Origin of the sequence: Christiangramia marina, from assembly GCF_048285865.1 — a bacterium.
GTDB classification, from domain to species: domain Bacteria; phylum Bacteroidota; class Bacteroidia; order Flavobacteriales; family Flavobacteriaceae; genus Christiangramia; species Christiangramia marina.
In genome coordinates this window covers 899,772-909,360 of record NZ_JBLVTK010000002.1, presented here as the reverse complement: position 1 = coordinate 909,360, position 9,589 = coordinate 899,772, and the positions used below count along the sequence as shown (strand labels likewise).

The following is a 9,589-nucleotide window of genomic DNA, read 5'->3' as shown; positions in this document are numbered from 1 at the left end:
TTATACTGCGGGCACCTATGTATTTACCTATACGGTAAGTCCGGAGGATGTAGATTCAGAGTGTCCATCAGACAATACAACAGTAAGTATTACCATAGACGATTCCTTTGAAGCTGGAACTGGTGGTAGTGATCGATTCTGTATTGATGAAGACCTGAGTTCAGTGAGTCTGTTTGGCCTGGTTACTGGCGGAGATGCCGGTGGTGTCTGGACAGATGCTTCAGATGCATCAGTATCAGATCCAATAGACCTAAGCAGTTACGCTGCGGGCACCTATGAATTTACATATACAGTAGGACCTAAAGATGCTGATTCAGAATGTGTATCAGACAATACAACGGCAACAATAATTATTGATCCGCTACCTGAAATTCCAGAAATTCAAACCCAACTTGCAGATTGTATTGGTGGTGATGGTAGTTTTATCTTCCTTGGTGATCCACAGAATCTTTATATAAGTTTTGATGATGGATTAACCTTTGAGCTATATGTTGGAGCGATTTCACTTTCAATAGGACTTCATGATTTTGTAATCAAATTTGGTGAAGATGGATGTGTTAGTGATGCTGGACAAGTAGAAATTCAGCAAATACCTGCAACTAACTTCCCTCTTGATGTAACAATAACTCAACCCGATTGTGATACTGGTTTGGGTAATGTAGTGATAAGAGTTGGAGTAAATTCTAATATCGATACAGAATTCTTTACCTATAGAATTACTAGTGGTGAAACTGTGTTGTATGAAGAAAAACAAACCCTAGCAGGATTTGATCTTCCGCCAGGTGACTATGTTATCTTTGGTTTAAGCGATAATGGCTGTGATTCCGGAAGAACTGAGATTAGATTGGAAGAACCAATATGTGAGAATTTCCAAGGATGTACCTTAGGTTACTGGAAAAATCATACAGACAGATGGTCTTGTTATTCAACCTGCACCTTGTATTCTGATGTATTTGGAAATAGTACTCCTTCACAATTACAGGGTAAAACCTTGCTGGAAGCGTTGAACCAGGGTGGTGGCGGAATCTACAATCTAGGTAGACAATCTGTAGCTGCATTATTAAATATTTGTAATGGTGACGTGAACTACGAAATCCTTACTGAAGCTGAGTTGATAGTGTATGTTCAGGATAATTTCAGTAATGCTGGTGCAGCTGGTAGTTATTTGGATGAGTTGAACAACGCCGGTTGTACACTTGGTGGATCTAGAGCAACTTCAGCCCCTTCAGAAGGATGTGAAGAGCAAGATGACACAAGACCAGGAAAAGGTAAGCCAGCCAAGAATTCCTCTTCGGCAACAAGTGGCTTCAAAGCTTCTCCTGTTCCTTTCAAAGAAAGGTTAACTGTACAATATGACTTTGAATATACTTCAAACGTTACTATACAGGTTTATGATCTTAAAGGTCAGTTACTGAGAACTTACAAAGATCAAAAAGTAACGAAAGGAGATAGAACTGAATTAGCTGTAGATTTCAGAATGAAAGCAAATCAGGTTTATATTCTTAGAGTTGCTACCGACAGAGAGGTGTTCAGTAAAAACGTGGTTTCTGCACGGAGATAATTATTAATCAACCAAAAATAGAAAGAGCAGCCAGTTGGCTGCTCTTTTGCTTTATAAAAATTCTGAAGAATTTAGTCCTTAAGAATACTTCTTGAGATCACAATTTTCTGAATTTCAGAAGTTCCTTCGTAAATCTGAGTGATCTTTGCGTCTCTCATTAAACGTTCTACGTGGTATTCCTTTACATATCCATTTCCTCCGTGAACCTGAACTGCTTCCACAGTTACATCCATTGCGGTTTTTGAAGCGTGAAGCTTAGCCATGGCACCTGAAAGATCATAGTTTTCTCCCTGATCCTTGTCCCAAGCAGCTTTCATAACAAGGTGACGTGCTGCTTCAATTTGAGTATGCATGTCTGCCAGTTTGAAGGCGATCGCCTGGTGATTGCAGATTTCTGTTCCAAAAGCCTTGCGTTGCTTGGAGTAATCTTTGGCTAGCTCATAAGCTCCTGCTGCAATTCCTAGTGCTTGTGCCGCTATTCCAATCCTACCACCAGAAAGTGTTTTCATGGCAAATTTGAATCCGAAGCCATCTTCACCAATTCTATTCTCTTTAGGAACCTTAACATCGTTAAAATTTAAAGAATGTGTATCACTTCCTCTAATTCCCAACTTCTGTTCTTTAGGTCCAATTTCAAATCCTTCAAAATCTTTTTCAACGATAAACGCGTTGATCCCTTTATGTTTTTTCTCTTTGTCTGTTTGAGCGATCACAAGATAATAGTCGGCTGAACTACCGTTGGTGATCCAGTTTTTGGTACCATTAAGAATGTAATGATCACCTTTATCTATAGCCGTTGTTCTCTGTGAAGTTGCATCACTACCTGCTTCTGGTTCAGAAAGGCAAAATGCACCCAGTTTTTCACCAGTAGTAAGCTTAGAAAGATACTTCTTTTTTTGCTCCTCGTTACCGAAGGTATCAAGCCCCCAGCAAACCAGCGAGTTATTCACTGATACCATTACTGAAGCTGATGCATCGATCTTCGAAAGTTCCTCCATCGCAAGCACATATGAAATGGTATCCATTCCACCCCCGCCATATTCTGGTGACGCCATCATTCCAAGGAAACCAAGTTCACCCATCTTTTTGATAAGCTCCTTCGGAAATTCCTGCTTCTCATCTCTCTCGATAACACCCGGCAAAAGCTCCTGCTTTGCAAAATCACGGGCGGCATCACGTATCATTATATGTTCTTCGGTAAGTTTAAAATCCATGTGAAAAGAAATTTATAAAAAACTGATTTTTGGAGGGCAAAGATAGCTTTTTGGTATCTATAATTCAATTGATATTGAGTATTTTTACGAATATGAAAAAAAACGAGTATAGATTACTTGGAATCATGTCTGGCACCTCTCTGGATGGTGTCGATCTCGTTTTTACCGAATTGAACTTCAGCAACGCTTCGAATTTCAAGATTATATATTCTGAAACTGTTCCTTATTCTGAAAAATGGCTGAACAGACTGAAGAATTCTTCCCGTCTCGAGCCAGCTGAATTGAATGAATTGGACCAGGATTATACAAAATATCTCTCTGAAGTTATTCTGAAGTTTATTGCTAAGTACGAAATTGATCTTCTGGATGCGATCTGTAGTCATGGACATACCGTAAAACACAGGCCAGACAAGGGTTTGACGTTCCAGATAGGAAACTTACCTAAACTTTCCAGTCTAACCGGCGTTCCTGTAGTTTGCGATTTTCGAGTGCAAGATGTGGAACTTGGTGGACAGGGCGCTCCGCTGGTGCCTATAGGAGACCGAATATTATTCAGTAACTATAAATATTGTATCAATTTAGGAGGTTTTGCTAATATTTCCGAAGAAGTAGAGGGGCAAAGAATAGCCTACGATATTTGTGCAGTAAACACCGTGCTTAATCATTACATGCGCAGCCTTGGAAAGGATTTTGATGAAGATGGCAACCTGGCCAGAACTGGAAAAGTAAATGTTGATCTATTTGACGAACTTAATGCACTCAAGTATTTTCAAAAAACTCCTCCCAAGTCACTTGGTATAGAATGGGTAGATAAATATGTGTTGCCTTTGATCGATTCTTACTCCTTGCCAGTTCCAGATATTCTTCGAACTTTTATTGAACATATTGCTGTCCAGATCGCTGCATGTCTAGAAACTTCTTCAGCTTCAGAAATACTTCTAACTGGTGGCGGTACCTTTAATAGTTTTCTAATTGAACGATTAAAATCATATTCTGATGGTGAATTTGTAATTCCGAAGAAAGAAATCATAGATTTTAAAGAAGCGTTGATATTTGCACTTCTGGGTGCGCTTAAATTGAGAGGAGAGATAAATGTGCTTTCCTCAGTAACCGGCGCAAAAATGGATCATTCTTCTGGACGTATCTATGAACCCTGAATATTTTATCAAATTCGGAATAGAGCCTGCTTAGTTTTTTATATTTGCTTCAAAATAATCCAAAAATGAAAGAATTACTCAAAGTATACGAGAATAAAGAACCTGAAATTGTTTTTAACTGGAAGGATTCAGAAACAGATGCTGAAGGCTGGACAGTGATCAATTCTCTTAGGGGAGGAGCTGCCGGTGGTGGTACCAGAATGCGTGTGGGATTGGATCAAAATGAAGTGCTTTCCCTGGCAAAGACCATGGAGGTGAAATTTACCGTTTCTGGCCCACCAATTGGAGGGGCAAAATCTGGAATTAACTTTGACCCTGCAGATCCTCGTAAAAAGGGTGTTTTAGAACGCTGGTATAAAGCTGTATCGCCATTGCTGAAAAGTTATTATGGTACCGGTGGAGATCTTAATGTAGATGAAATTAATGAGGTAATTCCAATTACGGAAGATTGCGGTGTGTGGCATCCACAGGAAGGGGTTTTTAATGGACATTTTCAACCTACGGAAGCAGATAAGATCAATAGGATTGGACAATTGAGACAAGGTGTGATTAAAGTCCTGGAAAATACTAACTTCTCTCCAGATATTAGTAGAAAATACACGGTGGCAGATATGATTACCGGTTATGGTGTTGCAGAAGCTGTTCATCATTTTTATGAAATTTATGGCGGCGATATAAAAGGTAAACGTGCGATCGTACAGGGATTTGGAAATGTAGGTTCTGCTGCTGCTTATTACCTGGCGCAAATGGGTGCTAAAATTGTAGGGATTATCGACAGAGCAGGTGGTCTTATAAATGAGGAAGGTTTCAGTTTTGAAGAGATCCAGAAAATGTTTCTTGATAAAGATGGAAACGCCCTGCGTCACGAGAATGTAATTCCTTTTGAAGAAGTAAATGAGAAAGTGTGGAAGCTCGATGCAGAGATTTTTGCTCCCTGTGCAGCTTCGAGATTAATCTCCAAGGAACAGATTACTAATCTGATTGATCGCAAACTGGAAGTAATTTCCTGTGGAGCGAATGTTCCGTTTGCAGATAAAGAGATCTTTTTTGGTCCTATTATGGAATATACCGATGAGCGAGTAAGTCTTATTCCAGATTTTATCTCCAATTGCGGGATGGCCCGAGTTTTCGCCTACTTTATGGAAAGAAGAGTGCAAATGACCGATGAAGCGATCTTCAATGATACTTCCATGACGATCAAGAATGCCATTCAGAATACATTTAATAATAATAGCAGCAAGACGAATATCAGTAGAACAGCCTTTGAAGTTGCTCTGAAACAGCTTGTTTAAAAGTTTGTGCAAATAATTTGAAAAAGCCCGTGAAAGCGGGCTTTTCTTTATTTAAATTTGATTTACAATTTAAAGCGCGATAGCACGTTACATTACAAAACCCAATTATACATATGCTTAATTTTTTACAGCAGGACGAGGTGGTAGATGCTGCTCAGGTAGCAGAACCGGTCGTAGAGGAGAAAACTCTTTCCTTATTTGATTTGATGTTTAGCGGAGGTCTTGGTGGCCAGATCATCATTATCATTCTATTTGTCTTATTATTTGCGGCAGTCTATATCTATTTTGAAAGATTATTTGCGATCAAAGCGGCTAGTAGAGTGGATAAGAATTTTATGCTCCAGATCAAAGATAGTGTTCAAAGTGGTAACATAGAATCTGCAAAGATACGTTGCGCTCAAAGTGATTCTCCAGTGGCGAGATTAACCGAAAAAGGAATTTCCAGGATTGGGAGTCCATTGGAAGATATTAATACCGCTATTGAGAACGCTGGAAGACTGGAAGTTTACAAGCTTGAGAAAAATGTTAGTATTCTGGCAACTGTTGCCGGAGCTGCACCTATGATTGGTTTTCTTGGAACTGTTATTGGTATGGTGCTTGCTTTCCATGAACTGGCAACAAGTAGTGGACAGGCTCAAATGGGAGCACTTGCAGAAGGTATTTATACTGCAATGACCACAACGGTAGCTGGTCTTATAGTGGGTATTATAGCTTATATTGGATACAACCACCTTGTCGTGAAAACAGATAAAGTAGTGCACCAGATGGAAGCAACTGCAGTAGATTTTCTTGACCTGTTAAACGAACCGGCTTAATATGAATTTAAGAGGTAGAAATAAAGTAAGTCCGGAATTTAGTATGAGTTCGATGACCGATGTGGTTTTTCTACTACTCATATTTTTTATGCTGACTTCACCTGTGATCACTCCGGAAGCGCTGGATCTTATTTTGCCAAAGGCAAAGGGTAAGACTACCAGTCAGCAAACACTTTCCGTTAGTATCACGAAAGATCTGCAGTTCTATATTAATAGCGAACGTATTAGTAGTAGCGCGCTTGAATCTACACTGAAGGCGAAACTTGCCGGAGAAGAAAACCCAACGATCATTCTGCGGGCTGAAGAAGGAGTGCCAATTGAGAAAGCAGTAAACGTTATGGATATTGCCAATCGTAATAGCTATAAGATCGTATTAGCAGTAAAACCCGAATAGAGAATGTCGATGCTGGAAACTAAACATGAGAAGAAGTCTTTTACCATCACTGTAGTGTTACATGTGCTGCTTATTCTTTTGTTGATTTTCTTCGGAATGACTTATTTGGATCCACCGCCTGAAAACGGGATCGCGATAAATTTTGGTACTTCGGAAGTGGGTTCTGGCGACAAGCAACCTACTGAACCGGTAAAGTCTGCTCCAAAACAGGCAGCAGCTCAACCGGTGCAGTCTGAACCTGTGATCGAAAAGGAAGTTGTGACCCAGGAAATTGAAGAAGCTCCGGTGATTGAGAAAAAGAAAAAACAACCTACGCCTGTAAAAACAAAACAACCGGAACCGCCGAAGGAAGAGCCGAAGCCAGTTAAGAAACCGGAGCCAAAGCCAGATAAATCTACTAATGATGCCTTAAGCAGTATCTTAAACGGACCTGAAAGATCTGGAACTGCTACCGGCGGTGAAGGTAATGACAACCAGGCAGGAGATAAAGGTAGTCCAGATGGTGATCCAAATGCCAGTTCTTATTATGGGCAGGGATCAGGGCTGGATGGTGATGGAAATTACAGGCTCGGAGGTAGAAAAGCATTGAACAAAGAGAAGTTTGTTCAGGATTGCAATGAGTCTGGGATTGTGGTGGTGAAGATCGTGGTAGATCAAACAGGTCGCGTAGTTAGTGCTCAGCCCGGTATGAAAGGAACAACGAACAGTGCAGCCTGTCTCACAGGCCCCGCACAAAGAGCAGCTTTAGCTACACGCTTCAATAGTGATTCCAATGCACCTGCTAAACAGGTGGGAACAATTGTCTATAATTTTAAACTTACCGAATAATTGAAATCCTATCAGGAAACCCTGGAGTGGATGTTTCAGCAATTACCCATGTATCAGCGGGTAGGTAAAAGTGCGTTTAAGAAGGATCTTTCCAACACGCTTAAACTTGCAGAACATCTGGATCATCCCGAAAATAAATTCCGAAGTATTCATGTAGCCGGTACAAATGGTAAAGGCTCGGTGAGTCACATGCTTGCTTCGATATTTCAGGAAGCTGGCTATAAAACGGGGTTATACACTTCACCACACCTAAAGGATTTTCGAGAACGAATAAGAATTAATGGTGAGATGATTTCAGAAGAGGAAGTCGTTAGTTTTATTGAAGAGAATCAAAATTTTCTGGAAAGCAACCGACTTAGTTTTTTTGAAATGACCGTGGGAATGGCTTTTGACTATTTTGCAAATAGCGAAGTTGACATTGCGATCATTGAGACCGGGCTTGGAGGACGTTTAGATTCAACCAATATTATCACTCCCAAATTATCGGTAATAACCAATATTGGTCTGGATCATACTGCATTTCTGGGAACAGATTTGCCTTCCATCGCCACAGAGAAAGCCGGTATTATTAAGAATGCCGTTCCGGTGATAATTGGCGAGAGACACGATCAAACCATGCCAGTTTTTATTGCGAAAGCCGCTGAAATGAATTCTCCTATATTCTTTGCAGATGAATTTGAGTTACCTCCCGTTGATTCCGATCTTATAGGAACTTATCAGGAATATAACAAAAAGACAGTTCTGGCAAGTGTTGAGGTCCTACTGGAGCGTGGATGGAAGATTACTTCTAAAGCTATTATTCAGGGTTTAAATAAAGTAAAAAGTAATACGGGTCTAAGAGGTAGATGGGAGATTTTGGGTAATGAGCCTAAGATCATTTGTGATACGGCCCACAACGCTGAAGGGCTTAAGCTGGTATTGCAGCAACTTCAGAAAGAAAATTTCACCAGATTACATATAATTTTGGGAGTTGTTAACGATAAAGATTTGAATTCAATTCTACCATTATTCCCCAAAGACGCCAACTTTTACTTTGCGAAGCCAGATGTACCTAGAGGAATGCCTGCTGAAATCCTGCAGGAAGAAAGTCTCAAATTTGGTTTGAATGGTAGTGCATATTCTTCAATTTCGGAAGCATACGTGACCGCCAGGAAGAGAGCTGGTATTAAAGATCTAATTTATATTGGAGGTAGTAATTTTACAGTTGCTGAAGTTCTATAGACGAATGATAACGTGTTAGTTAGTATTTATTTGTATCTTTAGAAGACTCTGTGATAGAGCGCTTCCCTTCTTCTGAAATATCCTACAGGCTATTATTTCTCCAACCCTACATTGAGCCAGCCATTTTGCTGTGTTTTAATAACTAAAACTCGACAAAATGAAAAGTACTATTCAATTAAGCATTTTATTATTCCTGGGCTTTCAGCTTGCGGTATATGCGCAGGACACTGAAGAGACCGAGCAATACGAACCGGTTTACATTACGATGACTACAACTCACTGGAGCGATGATCCTGATACAGATTTCTCGGGATGGTTAGATACTGAAAAAGAGTATTTTGAAAAAGTTACCAGTAAAAATGACCTTATTCTTAGTTCTGGAGTTTATACGCATTATTTCACTCCAGATAATTCTGAAGTTGTTCTGGTGAATGTGTACAGAACCTGGAACGATATAGAGGAGGCGAACAGCAGAACTGAAGAACTCATTGCTGAAGGCTGGAAGGATGAGGAATCGAGAAAGAAATTTTTTGAAAAGCAGCAATCTTATTATTCTGCAGATCATCGGGATGAGATCTATCAATCCATGCAATTTTCAATTCCAGAAACTGTAGATAAAGAAAACCCGAAGATTTATTATGTAAGGACTGCAGATCTAAGTATGAATGGAGAAGGAACACCTGAGAACTTCAAGCAGTATTACGAAAATATCACTAAAAAGAGTAAGAAATTAAAAGGTTACTATACTCACAGGCATCTCTGGGGATCAAATGCTCGTGAAATGAACGAAGTATTTGTATTCGATAAACTCGGCGATATTGAAGAATTCTTTGAAGAGGAACAAGGTCTTGTTAATTCTCATTGGACAGACGAAGATGAAAGATCAGAGTTTATGGAAGAAATGACTAAACTGTTCACGGGAAAACATGGGGACTATGTTTACAGAAATGTTCCATCTTTAATGAAATAGGTTACAACTAATTCATAATTAATGAGTTCCAATTCAGGAGTACTCTATCACAGTTTTTCTTTTGTAATTTCTTTAAAATTGTTTTGTGTAAATGAAAATGTAGTCTATATTTGCATCCGCAATCACGCAAGGGCGCG

At 39.7% G+C, this 9,589-nt stretch carries 9 protein-coding genes; 8 read left to right on the top strand and 1 reads right to left on the bottom strand.

Features of this window, described 5'->3' with window-relative positions; all coding sequences use genetic code 11:
- Positions 1–1,561: T9SS type A sorting domain-containing protein (locus ACNKXS_RS10760; RefSeq protein ID WP_417920831.1), on the top strand; the 1,561-nt coding region annotated here is incomplete at its 5' end.
- A 71-nt stretch (positions 1,562–1,632) separates the two neighbouring features.
- Here ACNKXS_RS10760 and ACNKXS_RS10755 read toward each other — a convergent pair.
- Positions 1,633–2,775, bottom strand: a complete 1,143-nt coding sequence (locus tag ACNKXS_RS10755) for an acyl-CoA dehydrogenase (RefSeq protein ID WP_417920830.1) — start codon at positions 2,773–2,775, stop codon at positions 1,633–1,635.
- 92 nt (positions 2,776–2,867) lie between these two features.
- Here ACNKXS_RS10755 and ACNKXS_RS10750 point away from each other — a divergent pair, with 92 nt between their 5' ends.
- The 7 genes from ACNKXS_RS10750 (at position 2,868) to ACNKXS_RS10720 (ending at position 9,452) form a co-directional block, all read left to right on the top strand.
- A complete protein-coding gene (locus tag ACNKXS_RS10750) occupies positions 2,868–3,932 on the top strand; it encodes an anhydro-N-acetylmuramic acid kinase (RefSeq protein ID WP_417920829.1) in 1,065 nt (354 codons plus the stop codon).
- A 65-nt stretch (positions 3,933–3,997) separates the two neighbouring features.
- The gene (locus tag ACNKXS_RS10745) at positions 3,998–5,224 is read left to right on the top strand and encodes a Glu/Leu/Phe/Val dehydrogenase dimerization domain-containing protein (protein ID WP_417920828.1); all 1,227 of its coding nucleotides are present in this window, start codon (positions 3,998–4,000) and stop codon (positions 5,222–5,224) included.
- A gap of 113 nt (positions 5,225–5,337) precedes the next feature.
- Positions 5,338–6,039, top strand: coding sequence for a MotA/TolQ/ExbB proton channel family protein (locus ACNKXS_RS10740; RefSeq protein WP_141876786.1), 702 nt, complete (start codon positions 5,338–5,340; stop codon positions 6,037–6,039).
- A 1-nt stretch (position 6,040) separates the two neighbouring features.
- The gene (locus ACNKXS_RS10735) at positions 6,041–6,433 is read left to right on the top strand and encodes an ExbD/TolR family protein (RefSeq protein WP_417920827.1); all 393 of its coding nucleotides are present in this window, start codon (positions 6,041–6,043) and stop codon (positions 6,431–6,433) included.
- A gap of 3 nt (positions 6,434–6,436) precedes the next feature.
- The gene (locus tag ACNKXS_RS10730) at positions 6,437–7,261 is read left to right on the top strand and encodes an energy transducer TonB (protein ID WP_417920826.1); all 825 of its coding nucleotides are present in this window, start codon (positions 6,437–6,439) and stop codon (positions 7,259–7,261) included.
- Positions 7,262–8,482 (top strand): bifunctional folylpolyglutamate synthase/dihydrofolate synthase, encoded by a 1,221-nt coding sequence (locus ACNKXS_RS10725; protein ID WP_417920825.1) that lies wholly within the window; start codon positions 7,262–7,264, stop codon positions 8,480–8,482.
- 157 nt (positions 8,483–8,639) lie between these two features.
- Complete coding sequence (locus tag ACNKXS_RS10720; RefSeq protein ID WP_417920824.1) at positions 8,640–9,452, top strand: hypothetical protein; 813 nt, start codon at positions 8,640–8,642, stop codon at positions 9,450–9,452.
- Positions 9,453–9,589: the final 137 nt, after the last annotated feature.